Origin of the sequence: Listeria sp. SHR_NRA_18, assembly GCF_003856515.1 — a bacterium.
In the GTDB taxonomy this organism is placed as follows: Bacteria; Bacillota; Bacilli; order Lactobacillales; family Listeriaceae; genus Listeria_A; species Listeria_A newyorkensis.
In genome coordinates, this window is record NZ_QPKR01000001.1 from 724,470 (window position 1) to 744,916 (window position 20,447).

Consider the following 20,447-nt stretch of genomic DNA (forward strand, 5'->3'; position numbering starts at 1 on the left):
AAACTAGGTATTTCTCGACACGCTGAGGTTTGGTAGAAAATCATGTCAAGCCGTTTTTCTACAATCCGAAAGTTAACACTTTATCGCTTATTTATCGTCTGTTGTCTTTAGATTCTTTAATTTGTCACCGATTAAATCTCCAAGTTGGAATCCAGTGTTTTCTTCTGGCAACTCATAATCAGCAACCTCAGCAGGCGCTTCTGTCAACTCTTTAATGCTAAGTGACAAGCGTTTGTCTGCCTCATTCACATCTAGCACTTTCACTTCAATTTCTTGGCCCTCTTTTAATACTTCTTGAGGTGTACCAATATGTTGATGCGAAATTTGAGAAATATGGACTAATCCTTCGACACCAGGGAAAATTTCCACGAAGGCACCGAATGTCACAAGACGCGCTACTTTACCTTTTAGAACAGAACCAACTGGCGCTTTTTCAGAGATATCATCCCAAGGGCCTGGTTGTGTTTCTTTAATAGATAAAGAGATGCGTTCGTTTGCTGGATCGACACCGATAACTTTTACAGTCACTGTTTGTCCTTCTTCTAAAACATCAGATGGTGCCGCGATATGTTGGTATGAGATTTGGGAAATGTGAACCAAACCGTCAATGCCGCTCATATCAACGAAAGCGCCGAAGCTAGTCAAGCGTTGAACCGTACCTTCGACAACATCGCCTTCTTTAATTTCATTCAAGCGTTCTTGTTTCTTACCTGATTTCTCAGCTTCGACAACAGCACGATGCGATAAAATCACACGGTTATTCTCTGGCTCAAATTCTACCACTTTAAACGTCAAAGTTTGGTCTTTATACGACGCAAAATCTTCTACAAAATGGTCTTCTACAAGGGATGCTGGCACGAACGCACGCACGCCAAGATCTACTACTAAGCCGCCTTTGACAACATCATTCACGACTGCTTCGAATACTTCACCGGATTCGAATTTTGCTTTAATATCATCGACAGATTGAAGCGCGTCTACTTTACGTTTTGATAATACCAACACATCGTCTTCTACTTTCAAAACGATTAAGTCTAACGTATCGCCAACACTCGCCACATCAGATGCTTGCTCAATATGAACATTAGATAATTCACTGATTGGGACAACACCATCTAGTTTGGAATCAGGAATACCAACGTAAACCTGTTTATCCTCTACACTAGTAACAGTACCAGTGACTTTGTCGCCTTCTTCAAAATTTCTAACTTCTACATCATTTAATTCTTCAGACATGCATAGCCCTCCTCTAAAAACGTTTATCGTAAGCTAGGATTCCCCAAGATTGACTGTTTCAAAAATAAGTAAGCGCAAAAAAGCGATGAAATAAGCATGAATACGACTTCAATCTAAAATGGGTTTTCAAAAATCCTGTTAACGAGATAAATTCTCTCTCTACTAACTTCCTACAAATACGTTCATTTGTCAAGTTTTTTAGGTCGAATTCACGTGATTTTTCTTACTAAAAATAAAAATAAACTGTATATCTAGACTTCCGCAGAAAATGTATAGACTTACTCGGTGATTTTTTCTTCCGCTAATTGGTGAATTGCTGTTGCTACTTCCGCAATTGTCATTGATGTCGTATCTAGCTCAATCGCGTCTTCTGCCTTCTGTAATGGCGAATGTTCTCTCGTATAATCAAGATGATCGCGCTCTTCTATCTCTTTTTTTAATTGCTCCAAATTGCTCGGGAACCCTTTGGAGACATTCTCTTTATAACGACGCTCTGCGCGCTCATCTACGCTCGCTAGTAAGAATATTTTCAGCTCCGCATGTGGTAACACGGCTGTACCGATATCACGACCGTCCATCACAATCCCGCCTTCCGCCGCGAAAACTTGTTGCCGCTTTTGCAGCTCTTCTCGAACAACAGGATGTGCCGCCACTTCGGATACGTTCGCCGTTACTTCCAACGAACGGATCACTTCCGTCACGTTTTCTCCACCAATAAATACTTGCTGTACTTCCCCCGGCTCAAAGCGAATCGATGTCTCCTGCAACATGTTCCCTAGCGCCGCTTCATCATTCAAGGCCACTTTTTGCGAAATCGCAGCATACGTTACAGCGCGGTACATGGCGCCTGTGTCGATGTAAATATACTGCAATTCCTTCGCGACAATTTTTGCCACCGTACTTTTTCCCGCAGCAGCAGGTCCATCAATCGCGATACAAATCTTTTTACTCATTTTATGGTTCGACTCCTTCGTCTTATCTGAAATTAGTTTGGCAAATTTCTTCTTCCGCAGCGATTAAAACTGCTAATTTCATGCGTGCCTTTTTGCTATCATAATCTTTTCCAAGAATGACTCCTTTTTTATAGAGATCGTACGTGCTGCCTTCGTAATCATAAGTCGTGTAAACATTGCCTTCTTCCGCGCTTGTTGAAATAACGATTGGAATTTCTGCAGCTAACGCACGCTCAATTGCTGGCATCATCCTAGGCGCCACTTGACCACGCCCCACGCCTTCCAACACGATTCCATCCGCGCCAGCTTCACGTGCGGCATCAATGAACAATCCATCCGCTTCCAAATAGCATTTCACGATGTAAATCGAGGGCATCGCGCGTTTAATAAGGTAAGATTCATGCTCCACAGGCTTCTGATATAGAAAAACTTGATCGTTATCGATGATGCCTAAATAGCCAAATCCGAATGCACCGAATCCTTGAATATTGGACGCGTGCACTTTCTTGACATAACGCGCTGCAAAAATACGCTCATTAAAAACAACAACCGTCCCAGTATCCCGCAATTCTTTCACGCTCGCCGTATAAATCGCATGCCGAATATTAATATACGCATCTGACCCAGCTTCACCAGGCGCCCGCTGCGATCCCGTCACGACAACCGGTCGCGCATCACTAATCGCCAAATCCAGAAAATAAGCCGTCTCCTCCAGCGAATCCGTGCCGTGCGTCACAACAATCCCGTCGTATGTATCATCCTCGAAAATTTGCATCACCAAGTCTTTTAGCGACAACAAATCTTGAAACGAAATATGCATCGATGGCAACTGAAACGTCGAAAAAATCTCAACCTGAATCTCTGCCGGTAGTTCACAAAGCTCCGCCAATTCTTGCCCCGAAAGCTCTCCTGAGGCCAAACGTCCCGACTCCGTCTTCGTACTAGCAATCGTTCCACCAGTCGTAATCAAAGCTACTTTTGCCAAAAAACACACCTTGCTTCCCAGAAAAAAATCGAGAAAAACGGTTCACTGTCATTCTCGATTCTTCTTATTTTTTTCACATGCTTATTGTGGAATCTTAAGCACTGTTCCAATCGGCACGTTATCATTCGTTATGCCATTCGCTTGCTTAATTTTTGCGACATTCGCGGCCACGTTTGTATTACCGTAAGCTTGACGCGCAATTTTGTAAAGGGTATCCCCAGCAGCAACCGTGTGAGACGATGCGGCCTCATTTGCAGCTTTCTCTTCGGCATCCTTTTCTTTTTGCCTTGCTTCAGCTGCTAGACGATCTTGCTCTGCTTTTTTCGCAGCAGCAGCTTCGGCTTCTTCTTGTTGTTTACGCGTTTCTTCTGCTTTCGCAGCGGCAATGCGATCTTGCTCCGCTTTTGTAGCGGCGGCTTTCTGTGCTTCTTCTTCCTTCTTCTTAGCCTCTTCTGCCTGTTGTTTCTCAAGCGCTGCCTTCTTATCCGCTTCTTCTTTCGCTTTTGCCTCTGCGGCCGCCTTTTCTTTGGCTTCTTTTATTTTTTCTTCATTGCTCGAGATATTGACTTCTTTCGTCTTCGTTGTCTCCGTTTGGGCATTCTCCGTCGTCACTTTGTCATCACTATTGGAGCCAAAATTAAGCACGAACAAATACACACCTAAACACACAATCGGGATGAGCAAAAAGAAAATAATTAATAAATTCAATATTGGATAGCGGAAAATAGCTTTTTTTGATTTATTAGCACGTCTGCTTTGGGAACGTGATGGGATCGAATCAATATAATCATCATCGTACTCGTCACCTAATTGTTTAAATTCTTGATCGTCTTTTCCCATGTGTTCGTCTTCTTTCTTAACCACGCGCGACCCCTCCTTCATTCTGATATCTATTTCTCATATCTAGTGCACCAATAAAATTGAATACGATATGAAACATTATTACGGCAATTAAATTCTGATTACTGAATTGAAATAGTCCTGCAATAATTATACTAGTTATTATAACATTGAACAACAAATATCCTTTATTTAAATAGCGAAAATGCACAAGCACGAACAAAATCATACTCGCCCAAAAACCGAAATAAACTTGGATAATACCACGAAAAATAAATTCCTCCGTCACGCCAATCAAACAACAAAGCAAAAATATATCTAGCGGTTTCCGGTTCCGAAAAATAAGCCGATTCAGCCCACCATCATCCGTTAAGCGTTCTGGCAACAAGCGATCCAACCAAGCATTAAGTCCCCCAAACACACACGCCAAAGCGACGCCTAGGAAAACAGAAACCCAATCAAAGCGCAATTGCCCCATCCAATTTAAAATACCAGTACTGATAAAAATAATACCAATTCCGAGTAAAATTAACAACCCATTTTGCAATAAAAAAACGCGCGTTATTTCTTTTTTGGACATATTTTTCATCGTTTCTACCGCATTGGCCATACGTTGCCCTCATTTCAATAAGTATTCCAAATATTTCTGCCAGTCCTGCTGCTGCTCAATCGTTTCATTCTCCCCCTCAAAATCCGCGTAATCCACACCACAAACATCGCAACAATCGGAAACTGCCTCCTGTTTCGCTTCTTCCTCAAAATAATAACGAACAAACTGGCGCCGACACGTAATTCCTTTTATAAAATTCAAAAAGGTATAGAGATTTTCTCGTTTCCAACGCTTACGAAACTGGATTTTTTCCTTGATTTGGTTGGGCGTTAAACCCAGTTCCCGATAAAACTCCAGAAAGCGCCGCTCCGTTATTGGCAACTGCTCCGTTAAAGCAGGACTCAGATGCACCAACTCTTCTTCCGGCAAATCACGATCCTGCAATTGCAATTGAATCGCCTCATCCCCGTCCGCGTACAACAAAATCGCAATACTCGGCGCACCATCTCGCCCAGCGCGACCAATCTCCTGCAAATACGCCTCCAAATCCCCCGGCATATGAAAATGAATCACATAACGAATATCCCCTTTATCGATGCCCATTCCAAACGCACTTGTCGCACAAATAAGGTGTAGCTGATTCTGAATAAACTGCTGCTGAATTGTCACACGATCCTCACCGCTCATATCTCCGTGATAAAAAGCCGTACGCAATCCATGCTGTTCCGCAATCTCAAACGCATAACGCTCCGCCAATTTCTTACTAGAAAAATAAACAATACCAGGCCCTTTCAACGAACCAGTTAACTTCAAAAGCTGCGCCTGTTTCTCAAGCCTCGAATCCAACTTTTGCACATCCAACGCGATATTCGGTCGATCCACAGAATGAATCACATCCATACACGCCGACAAGCGCAACTGATTTTTAATATCCGCGCGTACTTTTTTCGTCGCTGTTGCCGTCAAAACGAGCGTCACCGGAGAGCCAAGTTCCTCTCTAACAGCGCCAAGCTCCAAATAATCCGGTCTGAAATCATGCCCCCACTGCGAAATACAATGCGCCTCATCAACCACAAAAAGTCCAATCGTTAAACGCTGAATCGCCATCCGAATCTGCCTGTTAGCCAACATTTCTGGGGAAACAAAAATAAATTTATACGCCGATAAATCCTCGAGCGCATGCTGTTTCTCCTGCAAACTCAAAAAACTGTTCAGCGCCACCACACGTTTTTCGCCATTGGCCCGCATCCGCTCCACTTGGTCTTGCATCAATGACAAAAGCGGCGACACAATAAGCACCGTGCCATCTAGCAAATACCCCGACAACTGATAACATACCGTTTTTCCAGTCCCCGTCGGCAGCATCGCAAAACAATCTTTCCCATCTAGCACATGCGCCACCACTTCACGCTGACCTACTCTAAAATCACGAAACCCTAAAAAACGCTCTAATTCCTGCTCTAACTGCATATGACGCCACTCCTTCTAGCAATCAGCGCTACTCTAATTTGAAAATAATCCAATGCTGGAAAAGCCTGCTTAATATCCTTTAACGATCGCCATGGCTGCTGTGACATCGCCGTAATCATCGCGCTATCCACCCAAGAGCCCACATTGAATCCCGGAATCGTCGCCGCAATTTCCACAATATGATCTTGAATCGTACTCTCCTTCAAATGCCTAATCCCCGCCATATTCTCAAACAAAACACCTTGTTCCGCCAATTGCCACGTTTTCCGAGCCGAACTCGTCAATCCTTGCGCTGCATCCGGCATTAGCCCATTTAAAAGCGGAAAATCCAACACCAACCGACCAAACAAGCAATGTAAACCATTCAACCATGCAAAATAATACTGCCAAGGTGTCACGCCTAGTTCTGAAGCCACTTGAAGCGCCGTTTTGCCGATGTAATCCCCACCAGAAAAACGCGGCACATAAAGCGCACCATCCACCTGCTCTAACCACTGCTCCAATTCCGCATAAAAACGCCCGCGCACAGCCTCTTTTGTATCGCCTACCAAATGATCAGCCAGCCAACGTTTCACCGCCCACTGCGCCGCCTCATCCCGAACAATCGGCAAATAATGCTTCTGCTCATGTTTAAAATTACTAAAAACCTGTATCGCCAACAGCAATCTTTCAAAAAAAGGCCCCGTCCGATTCTGATACAAAAACCCATCTATATACGGAAAACGCATCCTAAAAGGCGTCTCGATTTCCGTCACTAACCCAACACCATCTTCCGTTATCTCGAGCAAACCGTCCTCCTGCATCCGCTGCAACCTCGCGTCAAAACTCACCTGTCTTAGCGTCGGCACACAGCCAAATAAAGGCGTCACTTCAAATAAATGCGAATCCTGCACCGCCTGCCCCGTCCGTTTCCCCGTCGCAACCGCAAACAAAAAAGCTGGTTTTCGTTTCAATGGAAATGATGCAATAATCGCCAACAAATAATGATCTAATTCATCCATCCCAACCAGCCCCTTCCCGTTCTTTTCATCTATTCTAACACGAAAACATTTGTTCGACATCCCTATTTGCCAAAAAAGTTTTTTAACCCCTTATTAGACACTTTCTCCAAATGGTTCTATAATAACAAGGAGAAGCGTTTCCCAACTAAAAATCAGGAGGTGTCAAAAAACATGAAATATACCATCGTCGACCAGTCTACATGCATCGCGTGCGGCGCCTGTTCCGTCCACGCTCCCGCTATTTTCGACTACAACGACGAAGGCCTAGCCTACAACACACTCGATCACAATAGCGGCAATACCCCTATCCCCGCGCAGCTCGAAAACGACGCCACCGACGCCGAACAAGCCTGCCCATCGCTCTCCATAAAAATAGCGGACCACCCATTTCAAGGCGACCCGCTAAAATTTGAACCCTAATTATCTCAAAAAGCATTACACAACGCCGTGGTGCTTTTTATCTTTCTTCACTCTTAATTTTACAATCGTATTTTTCAAAATCCACGATCGCATTCTACCGTAAACAAGGATGAATACCGCTCCTACAACGACACCTTTTAGCAAGTTAAACGGTACAATCGCCGTCGTAACAAGCGCTGCAATATTCGTTCCTGCAGGCAAACCACCGACCGTGATATAAAACGGTAATAAGATAAAGTAATTAAACAACGACATCATGACCGTCATTGTCACCGTCCCAATCCCAGCACCTAAAATCATCGCTTTCGTCGAGCGTGTATAGCGGAAAACATAGTAAATTGGTAGCACGAAACAAATACCAGATAAGAAATTCGCTAATTCCCCAATTGGAACCCCAACAAAACTCCCCGTCACTAAATACTCCAACACATTCTTCACAAACTCAATCAACACAATCGCGAGCGGCCCAAATAATAAACCGCCAATAATAGCAGGAATATCACTGAAATCCAATTTTAAAAATGGTGCACTTGGCAATAGTGGAAACTGAATCAGCATGATGACAAACGCCACCGCTCCCAATACTGCAATACTTACAAACGCCTTTAAAGAATACTTCTTCATCAAAATCACTTCTCCTTAGATGTTCATCCTAAGAATCTGCGGTTTCCCTTTATTAATAACCACACGAACACGAAAAAAATCCCTTCGAAAATGCAATCGAGGGATGGTATGTGAAATTCCAAACAAGCATAGTACATTCAAATAAGACTCCAGAAAACCACGCTAAAAAAACCGTAGCTCAAAAACGTCCCATCCAAAAAGACCATAACTAGCCAATTTTTCAAGTAAGTGCGCCAAAAAGTAAGCGAACCAACATCTCCTCCCATCCAGACTATACTGTCGGTTTTGGAATTACACCAAATCAACCATCTCAAAAAGAAACAGTTCGTGGACTTTAACCACCGGTCGGGAATTACACCCTGCCCCGAAGATGAACTATATTTTATTGTATTACGTTCGTTATTGTACCATAAGCCGTGCCATCATGCAAAACCACTTGCTTATCCCCAAGGAATTTCGGTCGAAAGGGAAGCCGCAAGTTCCCGACTCTGCGTCAGACGCTTCTTCCTTGCCAAACTACGCTCTTGCGCGTCACGGCTAATCATTTTCTCCTCATCCGATTGCGCGACAACGGTTGGAACCTCAACTGTTTTGCCATTATCATCAATCGCGACAAACGTTAGAAATGACGTCGCCGCCAAATAACGATCGCCATTTTTCAAGTTTTCCGCAATCACTTTCACGAAAATTTCCATCGACGAGCGTCCCGTTGAAGCCACGTAAGACTCTAAACATACCGAGTGATCATTTTTGATAGGTTGCAAGAAATCGACCGAATCCGTCGAAGCTGTCACAATCCCCGTCCGACAATGACGGGAAGCGCTGATAGATGCTGTATCGTCAATATAGGTCATCAGACGCCCACCGAAAAGCGTATTATGATTATTCGTATCGGATGGAAATACCCGACTTGTCTTAATTACCAATGAATCTTTACAAAATTTTTGCATGCGTTCTGTCAATTTCATCAAACTCCTTTATATATCTGTGGAAAGCGGCAACGTGACAATAAATGTCGAACCAATGCCTAGATGACTCTCCACCGTTATTTTACCATTATGCGCTTCGACGATATTTTTTACAATCGATAAACCTATACCCGTACCCGTTTTCCCGCGCGTTCGTGCTTTGTCCGCTTTATAAAAACGCTCAAACAAGAAAGGAATATCGGCCTCTGGAATACCGCTTCCGTTATCAATAATTTTAATCACGAGCTCATCTGAGTGGAAATCCGCCGTTTCATGCACTTCCACAACACCCTCGTAGTCCTCTCGCCCCGTATGGCGAATCGCATTCATGATCAAATTCACCAATACCTGCTCCATTCGATCTGGGTCAAATGTATACTCCAAATCATGATCATCCATCACCAACTGCAATTTCACATTATTGTCCTTCGCCAACACTTCAAAATTGGAGACCACTTTATCTAAGAACGGCTCTACCTGCAAGCGCTGTTTATCCAACTGCTCAAAACCAGCTTCCATCCGCGCTAAATCCAACATATCATTCACAAGGCGGCCAATGCGCAGCGACTCATCATAAATAATTTGCGCAAATTCACGCACCTCTTCATCCGTCTGCGCCACACCATCAATAATCGCCTCACTGTATCCTTGAAGCATCGAAATCGGCGTCCGCAGCTCATGCGACACATTGTTCACAAAATCCGTCTTCATCTTCTCCAGGCGCTTCTCCTCCGTCATATCCCGGATTACCGTTACGATACTCCGAATGTCGTCCCCATTATAAAGCAACGTCAAAATTGCGACATAAGTCTGGTCTCCAAACACAATTTCCCCAACCTGCTCCTCACGTGTCTCTAAAATATTCGTCAGCATTAAATCCAAGTTTGGCGGGATCAGCACTTTGTCCTCGTTTTCCATCGAAAAGAACCAATCATGCAAAAACTGTTCCGCCGGCGGGTTACTCAAAATAATCGTCTTATCGATGTTAAATTTAATAACACCATCCGCCATCCCAACTAAAATATTGGACAACTGCTCCTTCTCCTGCCTCAGCGCACTAATATTGTATTTCAGTTGCTGCGCCATCTTATTAAACGCAATCCCCAAATCTCCAATCTCATCGTGCGTATACGTCGGCACCCGATTATCAAAATTCCCCTTCGAGACCGCAATCGCGACCTTCTTCATCTCCCTGAGCGGATAAGCCATACGCGACGATAAAATAAACGACAAGACAGACGTCACTAAAATTGCCACAATCCCAGATATGAGCAACGTTTTCGTCACTTGACCTGTCAATCTCAAAATATCATCATACGACCTATACACATAAACCGTATTAATATGACCGTCTAACGTCTTAAAACGCTGGGCCCCCATATGTACCGATTCACCATTACTTTCACCGTAGAAATTATATTGCTCCAGGATAAATTTCCCCTCAGCTAAATGGTCATTCATTTTATTGTCTGCGAATAAATGCGAATACGCTCCACTATCCAGATGCATCGATGTCTGTTTAGAAGCCACCACTTTCCCATTCTGTTCGACGATGACACCTGTCGACTTATCCAATAATTGAAAAGCAGATGAAAGCGTTTCTGTATCCGTCCCCTCTTCAATTAAATTTCCAATATGCTCTGTCGTCGCCTCAATGCCGCCTGTTATCTGTTCTGTATTCTGGTCTCCATAAACGATCGCAATAAAAAATCCGGTTGCCACTAGAACTCCCGTTAGTAGAAGAATAATCGTTCCCCATATTTTTCCAACGATACTATGCCAAAATCTCATTGTCACCAGCCCTTTAATCCGAATTTCAAGCACCCCGTTGCTTGCTGTTTTATGTAGTAATATCAAGAAATAGATAGGCATTGTTAACCTATCTATTTCTATATGGACTATTTTACTCTGTTTCTGTCACTTCAAACTTGTAGCCTAAGCCCCAAACGGTCACAATCATTTTAGCTGCTTCCTCTGAAACATCGAATAATTTCTCGCGGAGACGTTTTACGTGCGTGTCGATTGTACGCAAATCCCCGAAAAATTCATAACGCCAAACTTCTTTTAGTAGCGATTCCCGATCAAACACTTTGTCTGGCGATTTCGCTAAGTAATATAATAAATCATACTCTTTCGGTGTCAAATTGATTTCTTGGCCTTCCACAATAACTCGGTGCGCCTCATTATCAATTTTTAAGTGTGGGAAAGTAATAATATCACCTGGTACGCTCGTTGCAACAGGTTGGCTATGTTGTTGCGCGCGTCTTAGAACAGCTTTGACACGTAGGACAACTTCGCGTGGGCTAAACGGTTTCACGATATAATCGTCTGCGCCGACCTCAAATCCTTGCACGCGATTTGCTTCCTCGCCTTTCGCTGTCAACATAACAACCGGAGTAGCTTTATATTCACGCAATTCACGACAAACCTCAATGCCGTCTTTTCCTGGCATCATCAAATCAAGCAAAATGACATCATAACTATTATCAATTGCGAGCTGTAACGCTTGATCTCCATCACTAGCTTCTTCAATTTTATAATTCTCACGTTCAAGATACATCTTAAGTAAACGCCTGATCCGGTCTTCGTCATCCACAACGAGAATTTTAACTTGCTCACTCATAGGTAATCATCCCCTTACTCGTTTCTCTAAAAAAGGAAACTTATTTCGGTATGTATTCATATTCCCTAGTCTTTCGTACCTTTTTATTGTCATTTTGTTCACAACTTTACTATAGCACAGACAACCCCAAATTAAAAAAAGAAAGCTACTATCTTGGACAAATTATACATGCTTTTTTTTATTTTAGCTATTTTTAAGCCTTTGTTTGTGAAAAATAATGAATACTTTCAATAAAACGGCAACAAAAAACTAGGGATATAGACACACATTCCCTAGATCTTCATTGAAAAAGTAATATTATCTGTTATTCTCTACTGCAGTTATATTTCCCCTGAACTCTAAGCTATTCATTTGACTCACTATTTCTTATCACCAAACTGTGTCAACGCTTTTAATCTCTTCACTTCATGATGGGTCAATTCTCTTCGTTCGCCAGCATTCAATCCCTTTAAATCAAGGAAAGCATAGGCTTCGCGTGATAACTTCTGAACTGGATGTCCAATCGTGTCAAACATCTTGCGGACTTGGCGATTGCGCCCTTCATGAATGATAATCTCGATGATAGCTTTTTCCTTTTTCTTATCAAAAGTTTGCAGACGGACTTTCGCTTTTGCCGTTTTGCGGCCTTCGATCATGACGCCATTTTCTAATTTGCGCAGGGCTTCTTTGGACGGAATCCCTTTCACGCGCGCGATGTATTTCTTTTCAACTTCATATTTTGGATGCATTAATTGATTGGCAAAATCGCCATCATTCGTCATGAGTAGTAAACCAGAAGTGTCATAATCAAGACGCCCAACCGGATATAACCGTTCTGGAATGTCCACGAAAAAGTCAGACACAACGCGACGTTTCTTATCATCCGACACAGCGGACATCACGCTACGCGGCTTGTACAATAGAAAATAGCGTTTCACTTCTTGCGTTAGCTCAATGCCGTTTACCTCGATTTTATCCGAGTTGCCAACCTTAAGACCTAACTCTCGAACCACTTTTCCGTTGACCTTCACTTTTCCTTCTTCAATCATCACTTCGGCTTTCCTACGCGACGTGATTCCTGCATTCGCAATTACTTTTTGTAACCGTTCCATCTTGCACCTCTTTTTAGCTATTCACTAATTATTATTCCATCTATCCTATTTCCCACCAAAACGATCGAAAAATAAGTCCATCTCATCTTGAATCATTTCCTCAGAATCTATGTTGTCCATCGATGGTAAATCCTCTAATTTATTCAAGCCGAAGCAATCCAAAAATTCGGATGTCGTTACATACAGTTTAGCACGACCAGCACCTTCTACGCGACCTTTATCCATTATCAAACCCTTCGCAATTAGCGTATGAATCGGACCATCCGTTTTCACACCACGGATATCATCAATCTCCATCCGCGTAATTGGCTGGCGATAAGCAACGATAGCTAGCGTTTCAAGCGATGCCTGAGAGAGCGTTGTGTTACCAGGTACTTCGACTAATTTTCGCAAATAAGTCGCATGCTCTTTTTTCGTCGCTAATTGAAACGTCCCTGCGAGCTCTAACAGAACAATACCACGTTCTGCCGATTTTGCATAGTTATCACTGAGCGTCTCCAACAAATTCAGCGCTTCAATATGACTGATTTCCATGACCTCTGTCAGTTGCTTCGTGCTCAGACCTTCATCCCCCGCCGCAAATAGCAAGCTCTCAAGGATTCCTAATTTTTTACTCACAGCTCTTCTTCACCTCTACTAAAAACATATAGCGCCGCAAAACTCCCCGACTGCTCCACACTAATTTGGCGACGTTTCATCAGTTCCAACACAGCCAAAAAAGTCACAATCAGGTCATCTTTTGTCGCCGCATCAAATAAATCTTCAAACACAACCCGACCGCGCGTAGCCTCAATCCGGTCCATCACATCATTCATCCGTTGGTCAATCGAAATTTCTTGCTTCGTAATACGCGTATGAAGTGGCTGACTCAATTTTTTCCGGCGAAGCATCTTGTGGAAAGCCCCTAGCATATCATTGAGCGACACGTCTAAATTCGCCTGTTTGCCAGACGTATCGTATTCCCCCAAATCCATTGGCGCCTTCCCAAAATAAAAATTGCGCTCCAACTCTTTTTCTTTCAATTGTTTCGCAGCTTCTTTAAAACGCTTATATTCCATCAATTTCTCGACTAATTCATCACGCGGATCGACAGAATCATCGAACTCAAAATCCACCTCAAGCTCTTGCTTTGGCAGTAACATTTTACTTTTAATCGCTAAAAGTGTCGCCGCCATCACAAGATATTCGCTAGCCACATCGAGTTCCATCTCTTTCATCAAGTGGATGTATTCCAAATATTGATCCGTAATATCCGCCATTGGAATATCATAAATATCGATTTCCAGCTGTTGAATCAGTTGCAGAAGCAAATCGAGTGGCCCTTCAAAAGCCTCTACTTTAAAATTAATTCCTGTCATAGAAAACCCACCTTAATGGAGCGGTAAATCCAGTTGTACCAGATTTTCGTAAGTTTCTCGCGCAACAACCAGTTTATCTTCTCCATTCTCTACGAAAACAACCGCAGCACGAGGAATCCGATTGTAATTGTTCGCCATCGAATATCCATAAGCCCCTGTACAAAATACTGCCAAAACCTCACCAGCATCCGATTTTGGAAGTGGTAGATCCCAAATCAGCATATCGCCAGACTCACAACATTTTCCAGCAATCGATACCGTCTCAGCCGGCTCTTCTAACGGACGTTCCGCGATAACAGCATCATATTTCGCCTCATATAAAGAAGGTCGAATATTGTCTGACATCCCGCCATCCACAGCCACATAGCTACGAATCTCTGGCACCTCTTTGCGCGAACCAATCGTATAAAACGTCGTGCCAGCCTCACCAACGAGCGAGCGACCAGGCTCAATCCAAATCTCCGGCATATCCAAATTGTTCGCCATCGCAACCTCACGCACATCCGCAATAATTTCGCGCACATACTGAGATGGTGGCAACGGTTGATCATCCGCCGTATAACGCACCCCAAAACCACCACCGAGATTGAGCACCTCCGCATGAAAACCTAGTGCATCACGCCAAATAACTAACTGCTCCATAATCCGATGCGCCGCCAATTTGAAACCAGTCGTCTCAAAAATTTGCGACCCAATATGGCAATGCAGCCCAATTAATCGGAAATCATCGATGGCCAACACGCGCTTAATCGCATCCTCCGCCTGACCATTCGTCAAACCAAATCCAAATTTAGAATCATCTTGCCCAGTCAAAATATAATCATGCGTATGCGCCTCAATACCAGGCGTTACACGAATCAAAACAGACACAGAAGCCTCTTTTTCACGCAAAATTTCCGCGAGCAGTTCAATCTCATAAAAATTATCAATCACGATACAACCAATACCGTACTCAATCGCCATTTCCATCTCATGTCTTGTTTTATTATTGCCATGAAAATGAATCCGCTCCGCTGGGAATCCAGCTTGCATCGCCGTATATAATTCGCCGCCCGAAACAACGTCCAACGACAGACCTTCTTCCTGCATCAATTGATAAATCGCAATCGCCGAAAAAGCTTTACTCGCATAAGCAACCTGCGCCTTCACACCAAGCTCCTCAAACGTTTTCTTAAAACCACGAGCACGCTCTTTGATCAACGCAACGTCGTATACATAAAGCGGTGTGCCATATTTTTGCGCCAGCTTCAAAGTGTCCACCCCTCCAATTTCTAGATGTCCAACTTCATTCACTCGCATAGTCCCAAATGATTCAAACGCCACGTCAATCCCACCTTTGCTAAATTAATTACACCATTCTTCGCATTTTCTAATGCACAAAGAATGTATAAAAGTTCTTTTATATAGTAGCATACAAGCACGTCGCAGAACAATAGCCAATATTATGTTTCCCAATTTTTTTAAGCTTTATGTACTACCAAAAAGGAGCCTGATGCCCAATTCGTAAGTGTTGCACCAGACTCCGTTCTTATTTTTATTTCACATTTCCAACGAGCGCCTTCACGTACGTCAAGAACGTTTCTTTCACATGTTCCGTCGTTTCAATAACCTCTTCGTGACTCAGCGGCTGATCCAAAATTCCTGCAGCCATGTTCGTGATGCAAGAAATACCGAGGCAACGCAGGCCACAATGATTCGCAACAATGACCTCCGAAACAGTCGACATACCGACAGCATCCGCGCCAAGCGTACGCATCATCCGAATTTCCGCTGGCGTTTCATACGTTGGCCCAGTAAATCCTGCGTAAACACCTTCGCGAACTTCTATTTCCAAATCCTGTGCCAACAGACGCGCTTGTTTCCGTAAATCTAAACGGTACGCGTCCGACATATCTGGGAAACGCGGTCCGAAATGCTCATCGTTTTGCCCGATAAGTGGGCTCGTTCCCGTGAAGTTGATATGATCCGAAATCAGCATCAAATCACCTGCATGGAACAACTCATTCACGCCACCCGCCGCATTTGTTACAATTAATATCTCAACGCCCAGTTCCTTCATAACGCGCACAGGGAACGTCACATCTTGCATCGAATACCCTTCGTAAAAATGGAACCTACCCTGCATCGCCACTACTTCTTGATGCTCTAACTTACCAAAAACAAACTGCCCAGCGTGCCCCTCTACGGTCGAAACTGGAAAATGCGGCACATCCTTATATTTCATCACGGTCGGCTCTGTAATTTCGTCCGCCAAAACGCCTAGCCCTGATCCTAAAATAAGTCCGATTCTCGGCTTCCCGCTATAGGTTTCCTTGATTTTTTTGACCGCTTCCATAACCTTTGTATAATTCATTTTCAAAATCGCTCCTTTTTCATTATCCAACCTTATGCACGCGGATGGTATTGCTTGTAAACATCTTTTAAACGCGCTTTTGTAACATGTGTATAAATCTGCGTCGTTGAAATATCCGCATGACCCAACAACTCCTGCACAGAACGTAAATCCGCCCCGTTTTCCAGTAGATGCGTCGCAAACGAATGCCGCAATGTATGCGGTGTAATCGGCTTATCAATCCCAGCCTTCGCCGCAATCTGCTTCAGATTTTTCCAAAAACCTTGCCGTGTCATACCGCGTCCATGATGGTTCAAAAACACAAAGTCATTGCGCTCTGACACCCGTCGCAATTTCGGTCGGCCAAACTCCAAATAACGCTCCAAAACCGTGGTTGCCGTTTTTCCAAGCGGAATAATACGCTCCTTATCCCCTTTTCCAATCGTCTGAATAAAGCCCATCTGCAAATGCAAATCGTCCATCTGAAGGTGCACCAACTCCGTCACCCGAAGCCCCGTCGCATACAAAACTTCCAACATCGCTTGATCTCGCATGCCAAGCGGATTTGCCCCATTCGGCGCCTCCAGCAATTTTTCCACATCGTTCAGATTCAGAATTTTGGGCAATGCCTGCGCCTGTTTCGGTGTCTCGATTTGAATCATCGGATCCCGGTCCGCCAGTTTTTCATGCAACAGAAAATGAAAAAAAGAACGCAATGAGGCAATGTAGCGCGCAATCGTTCTCGGTGATTTCTCCTCTAATTTAGCATAAGCCATAAAGCTCACAATATGTATCCGTTCTACGTCGCGAATCGCTAGCGCCCCCTGTTCTTCCTCCAAATAACGCGCAAAAAAACGCAAATCCCGTTCATAAGCAACCAACGTATTCGCCGACAAACCCTTCTCCACCTGCAAAAAATGTAAAAAATCAAGTATCAAATCATCCATACGTAATCTCCTCAAATCGACGTGCCACAATTACTAAATCCTTGTACATTGTCACTGTCCCACCAGTATACCAAAAGCGAAATAAATTAACAAATGTCCAGCAAAGCTCTTTACCTCCACCACTGAACCCCAGCGGGCCGACAAATGCTCAGATCCTAGGAAAAAGCGCTTAAAGGACGGCAGTCTCACTTCTTTCTACTGCATATTGAGGCTCTAATTCGCTTTACTTCAAAGTGCCTCAACAAAGCGAAATGTACTAAAGTACATGAGCATCGGAGCACAGCTTTTAACGACGGAGATGAGCGTTTGTCGGTCCGCTGGTTGATTTATTCGGCTTTTTTGATGTTGCTTTTGCACACCGTACAGATGCCTTGAAACGTTAGACGGTGATCCTTCACAAGGAAATCCCATTTCTGCTCGACAATTTTCTCCACGTCATCCAGCAAATCCTCTTGAATTTCCTCAACAGATCCACATTCCAGACATACTAGATGGTGGTGGAAGTGCTTTGCGCCTTCTTTACGAAGATCATAGCGCGCCACGCCGTCTCCAAAATTAATTTTGTCGACCACGCGTAACTCCGTCAAAAGTTCCAGCGTGCGATAAACCGTCGCTAATCCAATGTCCGGTGAAATATCTTTGACACGTAAATAAACGTCCTCTGCGCTCAGATGGTCCTTCTCATTTTCTAATAAAATGCGTACGGTTGCTTCCCTTTGTGGCGTTAATTTATAACTTGCTTCATGCAATTGTGATTTAATCCGCTGAATACGGCCTTCCATTTTATGCCCTCCCTCGGGAACAAACAATCATTCTCAATTAGTAGTTTATAATAATTCTAAATAAAAATCAAGTCTACTTACTCATCCTTTAACTCACTAAAACAATTGGAGTAAGTGGTTTTTATATCTATTTAAAGATAGCATAAAAGTTTTGAAAAGTCTATCCAGATTATCAATTACAAGGAGGATATTTATCTTTTTTATAATCATTATCATTTAGTTCTCGCTAATAAGTATAAGAAGTATGGTGCTCCAATTACCGCAACCACGATACCTGCAAAAATTTCTGATGGTTGCACAATAATCCGTCCAATTGTGTCCGCAACAAGAAGCAGTAACGCACCAACGAGCGCCGAAATCGGCAGGACCCATTTATGTCCACTACCAACGAGCCTCCGTGCAATGTGAGGACCGATTAAGCCGATAAAAGCAATACCACCACTGACAGAAACGCAAGCCGCTGCTAAAGCTACAGCAACAAGGAGTAGGATGACTTTTTCTTTTTCCGTTTTGACGCCTAGCCCAGTTGCTACTTGATCACCAAATCCTAGAATGTCGAGGGTTTTTATTTTGAACATCGCCACACCAACCAAAACGATAAGCCACGGAATTAGTGCGAAAACGTATTGCCAGTTACTGGCCCAAATGTTTCCCGCAAGCCATTCCGCCACAATTTGATAATTTTCAGGGTCAAGGCGAATGGTTAAGAGTGTCATCAGCGCTGCGACTGCGGCTGAAACCGCTACACCTGTTAGTACGAGGCGATTCGGCAGCAACCCTTCTTGGCGGCTGTAGGATAAGCCATATACGACAAAAGCTGTTAGAATCGCGCCTGTAAAGCCAACGAAAGGCATAAACATAACAGGTACATCTAATGTCGACGGGAAATATGAAATATAGAGCATAACTGCAAGCCCTGCACCATTGTTTATTCCCAATATCCCCGGATCCGCCAAACTATTTTGCGAAACTGCTTGTAATAGTGCGCCTGAAATCGCAAGCCCCGCGCCAACGAGCACTGCCACGATAATACGCGGTAACCGGAACTGCGAAATAATCAATGTATCTTGCGGCGAGCCTTGTCCAAATAAAGTTTTGATAACATCTAGAAATGGAATTTTTGAGAAACCTGCGTTGACACTGTAAACGAATGTGCCCACAAGTAAAATCGCGAGTAGAATCAAGATTAGCCAGCGTTTTCGCGTGACTTTTTGTTCCGTTGTCGTTCCCATCATCACAGACTCCTCCTTTCTTTACGCGCCACATAAAGGAAGAAAGGTACACCAATAAGGGCAAAAATAACACTAATCGGTGTCTCATACGGCGGGTTCACCATCCGCGCACCAATGTCCGCATACAGCGTCAAAAGCGCACCAACAATAGCCGAGCACGGAATAATCCAGCGATAATCCACACCGACCATATAACGAACCAAATGCGGCACGATCAAGCCGATAAAACCAACTGGACCAACGACCGAAACCGCAAGCCCCGCCAAAATCAGCACAACAAGCATCGATAGTAATTTTGTCCGCGTCGTATTTTGTCCGAGTCCAATCGCAATGTCATCACCAAGGCTCAGAATTGTTACCGCCTTACTGAGCAACATCGCCGCAATCAGCGCACCGATAAGCCACGGCCAGACCACTGCGATTTGCGACCATTTCACGCCTGCGACACCACCTGCAAACCAAAAAGCCAAATCTTGACTCAGCTTAAAATAAATCGCGATTCCTTCACTTAATGCCGTCAACAAAGAAGCTACCGCTGCACCTGCCAAAACTAACCGCGTTGGAGATAAGCCTCCTTTCACAAGCGCACTCACGCCAAAAACAAGGACGCAGCCAAGCGCAGCACCAAGGAACGAAAAGAAAATCAAATAATTATAGCTAAGACCAGGTAAAAATGCGAAACACACGGCAATCATAAACGCTGATCCAGCATTGAGACCAAGCAACCCACTATCAGCGAGCGGGTTTCGCGTCATGCCTTGCATTACTGCACCTGCCACTGCAAATGCTGCACCGACCATCATATCCGCAAGCACACGAGGAATGCGCAACTCCCAAATAATTTGATGTGTCGTTAAACTTTTATTGTAATGAAACAACGCGTCCCAAACCGTCGCTATATCGATATCCGCCGCACCCACAGCAATACCAATAAAAGCAGAAACGATAAGTAGCGCAACGCCAGCCGTCAAAATCACAGTAGCCATTGCTGGTCGCGTTTTTAATTGGGAAAGTTCCTTTGTTTTCATCGTACCC

General features: G+C 43.8%; 21 protein-coding genes and 1 riboswitch. Of the genes, 1 reads left to right on the forward strand and 20 read right to left on the reverse strand.

Going from position 1 to position 20,447, the window contains the following annotated elements; translation table 11 throughout:
- Positions 1-87: 87 nt before the first annotated feature.
- From rpsA to DUK53_RS03630, 7 genes are all read right to left on the reverse strand, one after another.
- Entirely contained in the window at positions 88-1,236 is a 1,149-nt protein-coding gene (rpsA, locus tag DUK53_RS03600; RefSeq protein ID WP_036130750.1) for a 30S ribosomal protein S1, read from the reverse strand.
- A 278-nt stretch (positions 1,237-1,514) separates the two neighbouring features.
- Positions 1,515-2,189 (reverse strand): (d)CMP kinase, encoded by a 675-nt coding sequence (gene cmk / locus DUK53_RS03605; RefSeq protein ID WP_036093607.1) that lies wholly within the window; start codon positions 2,187-2,189, stop codon positions 1,515-1,517.
- A 22-nt stretch (positions 2,190-2,211) separates the two neighbouring features.
- Positions 2,212-3,174: an asparaginase gene (locus DUK53_RS03610; protein ID WP_036093608.1), complete on the reverse strand. Its 963-nt coding sequence runs from the start codon at positions 3,172-3,174 to the stop codon at positions 2,212-2,214.
- Between the two features lie 81 nt (positions 3,175-3,255).
- Positions 3,256-4,038: a LysM peptidoglycan-binding domain-containing protein gene (locus DUK53_RS03615; RefSeq protein WP_236637256.1), complete on the reverse strand. Its 783-nt coding sequence runs from the start codon at positions 4,036-4,038 to the stop codon at positions 3,256-3,258.
- The gene (locus DUK53_RS03620; protein WP_036093609.1) at positions 4,031-4,624 is read right to left on the reverse strand and encodes a CPBP family intramembrane glutamic endopeptidase; all 594 of its coding nucleotides are present in this window, start codon (positions 4,622-4,624) and stop codon (positions 4,031-4,033) included. The genes DUK53_RS03615 and DUK53_RS03620 overlap by 8 nt, the downstream gene beginning before the upstream one ends.
- Positions 4,625-4,633: 9 nt before the next feature.
- A complete protein-coding gene (locus DUK53_RS03625) occupies positions 4,634-6,034 on the reverse strand; it encodes a RecQ family ATP-dependent DNA helicase (RefSeq protein WP_036130748.1) in 1,401 nt (466 codons plus the stop codon).
- The gene (locus tag DUK53_RS03630) at positions 6,025-7,035 is read right to left on the reverse strand and encodes a YpbB family protein (protein WP_036130745.1); all 1,011 of its coding nucleotides are present in this window, start codon (positions 7,033-7,035) and stop codon (positions 6,025-6,027) included. The genes DUK53_RS03625 and DUK53_RS03630 overlap by 10 nt, the downstream gene beginning before the upstream one ends.
- A gap of 171 nt (positions 7,036-7,206) precedes the next feature.
- Between DUK53_RS03630 and DUK53_RS03635 the strand changes: the two genes are divergently transcribed.
- Positions 7,207-7,455 (forward strand): ferredoxin, encoded by a 249-nt coding sequence (locus DUK53_RS03635; RefSeq protein ID WP_036093614.1) that lies wholly within the window; start codon positions 7,207-7,209, stop codon positions 7,453-7,455.
- 15 nt (positions 7,456-7,470) lie between these two features.
- On the opposite strand, the gene DUK53_RS03640 is transcribed toward DUK53_RS03635, so the two are convergent.
- The 13 genes from DUK53_RS03640 to DUK53_RS03700 all read right to left on the reverse strand — a co-directional run bounded on the left by DUK53_RS03640 (position 7,471) and on the right by DUK53_RS03700 (position 20,440).
- Entirely contained in the window at positions 7,471-8,079 is a 609-nt protein-coding gene (locus tag DUK53_RS03640; protein ID WP_036093616.1) for an ECF transporter S component, read from the reverse strand.
- 250 nt (positions 8,080-8,329) lie between these two features.
- Positions 8,330-8,455, reverse strand: a riboswitch (FMN riboswitch).
- A 64-nt stretch (positions 8,456-8,519) separates the two neighbouring features.
- Entirely contained in the window at positions 8,520-9,029 is a 510-nt protein-coding gene (locus DUK53_RS03645; RefSeq protein ID WP_373862723.1) for an acyl-CoA thioesterase, read from the reverse strand.
- Between the two features lie 27 nt (positions 9,030-9,056).
- Complete coding sequence (locus DUK53_RS03650; protein WP_036131372.1) at positions 9,057-10,838, reverse strand: ATP-binding protein; 1,782 nt, start codon at positions 10,836-10,838, stop codon at positions 9,057-9,059.
- Between the two features lie 112 nt (positions 10,839-10,950).
- Positions 10,951-11,670, reverse strand: a complete 720-nt coding sequence (locus DUK53_RS03655) for a response regulator transcription factor (RefSeq protein WP_036078261.1) — start codon at positions 11,668-11,670, stop codon at positions 10,951-10,953.
- 359 nt (positions 11,671-12,029) lie between these two features.
- Complete coding sequence (locus DUK53_RS03660) at positions 12,030-12,761, reverse strand: pseudouridine synthase (protein WP_036130742.1); 732 nt, start codon at positions 12,759-12,761, stop codon at positions 12,030-12,032.
- 45 nt (positions 12,762-12,806) lie between these two features.
- Positions 12,807-13,379 (reverse strand): SMC-Scp complex subunit ScpB, encoded by a 573-nt coding sequence (gene scpB, locus DUK53_RS03665; RefSeq protein WP_036093621.1) that lies wholly within the window; start codon positions 13,377-13,379, stop codon positions 12,807-12,809.
- Complete coding sequence (locus DUK53_RS03670; RefSeq protein WP_036130739.1) at positions 13,376-14,119, reverse strand: segregation/condensation protein A; 744 nt, start codon at positions 14,117-14,119, stop codon at positions 13,376-13,378. The genes scpB and DUK53_RS03670 overlap by 4 nt, the downstream gene beginning before the upstream one ends.
- Positions 14,120-14,131: 12 nt before the next feature.
- Positions 14,132-15,442: a diaminopimelate decarboxylase gene (gene lysA / locus DUK53_RS03675; protein WP_036130736.1), complete on the reverse strand. Its 1,311-nt coding sequence runs from the start codon at positions 15,440-15,442 to the stop codon at positions 14,132-14,134.
- A gap of 211 nt (positions 15,443-15,653) precedes the next feature.
- Positions 15,654-16,472, reverse strand: a complete 819-nt coding sequence (locus tag DUK53_RS03680) for a purine-nucleoside phosphorylase (RefSeq protein ID WP_036093763.1) — start codon at positions 16,470-16,472, stop codon at positions 15,654-15,656.
- Positions 16,473-16,504: 32 nt separating this feature from the next.
- On the reverse strand, positions 16,505-17,398 hold the full coding sequence (xerD, locus tag DUK53_RS03685) for a site-specific tyrosine recombinase XerD (RefSeq protein WP_036130733.1): 894 nt from the start codon (positions 17,396-17,398) through the stop codon (positions 16,505-16,507).
- A 326-nt stretch (positions 17,399-17,724) separates the two neighbouring features.
- Complete coding sequence (fur, locus tag DUK53_RS03690) at positions 17,725-18,180, reverse strand: ferric iron uptake transcriptional regulator (RefSeq protein ID WP_036093626.1); 456 nt, start codon at positions 18,178-18,180, stop codon at positions 17,725-17,727.
- A gap of 212 nt (positions 18,181-18,392) precedes the next feature.
- The gene (locus DUK53_RS03695; protein ID WP_036093630.1) at positions 18,393-19,415 is read right to left on the reverse strand and encodes a FecCD family ABC transporter permease; all 1,023 of its coding nucleotides are present in this window, start codon (positions 19,413-19,415) and stop codon (positions 18,393-18,395) included.
- Positions 19,415-20,440, reverse strand: a complete 1,026-nt coding sequence (locus DUK53_RS03700) for a FecCD family ABC transporter permease (protein ID WP_036093632.1) — start codon at positions 20,438-20,440, stop codon at positions 19,415-19,417. Before DUK53_RS03700 ends, DUK53_RS03695 begins: the two co-directional genes overlap by 1 nt.
- Between the last annotated feature and the right edge of the window lie 7 nt (positions 20,441-20,447).

Excerpts from the sequence above, each read along its gene's own strand:
- DUK53_RS03650 (WP_036131372.1), bottom strand. The coding sequence starts at position 10,838 with ATGAGATTTTGGCATAGTATCGTTGGAAAAATATGGGGAACGATTATT.
- xerD (WP_036130733.1), bottom strand. The coding sequence starts at position 17,398 with ATGGATGATTTGATACTTGATTTTTTACATTTTTTGCAGGTGGAGAAG.
- fur (WP_036093626.1), bottom strand. The coding sequence starts at position 18,180 with ATGGAAGGCCGTATTCAGCGGATTAAATCACAATTGCATGAAGCAAGT.
- rpsA (WP_036130750.1), bottom strand. The coding sequence starts at position 1,236 with ATGTCTGAAGAATTAAATGATGTAGAAGTTAGAAATTTTGAAGAAGGC.
- DUK53_RS03640 (WP_036093616.1), bottom strand. The coding sequence starts at position 8,079 with ATGAAGAAGTATTCTTTAAAGGCGTTTGTAAGTATTGCAGTATTGGGA.
- cmk (WP_036093607.1), bottom strand. The coding sequence starts at position 2,189 with ATGAGTAAAAAGATTTGTATCGCGATTGATGGACCTGCTGCTGCGGGA.
- DUK53_RS03660 (WP_036130742.1), bottom strand. The coding sequence starts at position 12,761 with ATGGAACGGTTACAAAAAGTAATTGCGAATGCAGGAATCACGTCGCGT.
- DUK53_RS03645 (WP_373862723.1), bottom strand. The coding sequence starts at position 9,029 with ATGCAAAAATTTTGTAAAGATTCATTGGTAATTAAGACAAGTCGGGTA.
- DUK53_RS03630 (WP_036130745.1), bottom strand. The coding sequence starts at position 7,035 with ATGGATGAATTAGATCATTATTTGTTGGCGATTATTGCATCATTTCCA.
- DUK53_RS03625 (WP_036130748.1), bottom strand. The coding sequence starts at position 6,034 with ATGCAGTTAGAGCAGGAATTAGAGCGTTTTTTAGGGTTTCGTGATTTT.
- DUK53_RS03620 (WP_036093609.1), bottom strand. The coding sequence starts at position 4,624 with ATGGCCAATGCGGTAGAAACGATGAAAAATATGTCCAAAAAAGAAATA.
- DUK53_RS03680 (WP_036093763.1), bottom strand. The coding sequence starts at position 16,472 with ATGAATTATACAAAGGTTATGGAAGCGGTCAAAAAAATCAAGGAAACC.
- DUK53_RS03670 (WP_036130739.1), bottom strand. The coding sequence starts at position 14,119 with ATGACAGGAATTAATTTTAAAGTAGAGGCTTTTGAAGGGCCACTCGAT.
- DUK53_RS03700 (WP_036093632.1), bottom strand. The coding sequence starts at position 20,440 with ATGAAAACAAAGGAACTTTCCCAATTAAAAACGCGACCAGCAATGGCT.
- DUK53_RS03695 (WP_036093630.1), bottom strand. The coding sequence starts at position 19,415 with ATGATGGGAACGACAACGGAACAAAAAGTCACGCGAAAACGCTGGCTA.
- DUK53_RS03655 (WP_036078261.1), bottom strand. The coding sequence starts at position 11,670 with ATGAGTGAGCAAGTTAAAATTCTCGTTGTGGATGACGAAGACCGGATC.
- DUK53_RS03635 (WP_036093614.1), top strand. The coding sequence starts at position 7,207 with ATGAAATATACCATCGTCGACCAGTCTACATGCATCGCGTGCGGCGCC.